This is a genomic window from Vibrio sp. 1978 (assembly GCF_033344345.1).
Window position 1 is genome coordinate 1 of sequence record NZ_JAWPOP010001043.1, and the last position, 514, is coordinate 514.

The window sequence follows — 514 nt, forward strand, 5'->3', positions numbered from 1 at the left end:
AAAAATGCTCTACCAGCCGCACGCTACATGGCATTAGGTTTGGCTAATCGTTAATTCATCGAACGTAAACAAAAATCCCCAATCGGTGCGGTTGGGGTTATACTTCCCCTGTCTATTTCCTATGCAGAATAAGAGGGGATACCGATGGATTTCAGAGAGGCGATGCGTCTAGTTGAGGAAAGGGAACGCAATCAAAACACATCAACGTTTGGTGACGTTGTTGATATGGCTCAACAAGGCGCTTTGCAAACTTTGGCTGGTGCTGCGAATTTCGTTGGTGCAGAAAAGGCAGCAAGTTCATTAGAGAATTGGGCTAATGAGCAATACGAAACCTTATCGCCTGAAATGCGCGAAGCCATGGCGAAAGATATTATCAATGATGATATGAGCTTTGGCGAAGGTGCTAAAGATTGGCGTACATGGCTAGGCACTGCGTCTAATGTGCTAGGTGGTATGGCTGTAACGATGTTGCCAGCAGGTGCAGTAGGTAAAGCAGCGTCAATGGCTGGTCGCA

At 46.7% G+C, this 514-nt stretch carries 1 protein-coding gene; it reads left to right on the forward strand.

The window, feature by feature from the left end; translation table 11 throughout:
- Positions 1–144: 144 nt before the first annotated feature.
- A partial coding sequence (locus R8N49_RS30560) for a hypothetical protein (protein WP_318190879.1) occupies positions 145–514 on the forward strand: 370 nt, incomplete at its 3' end.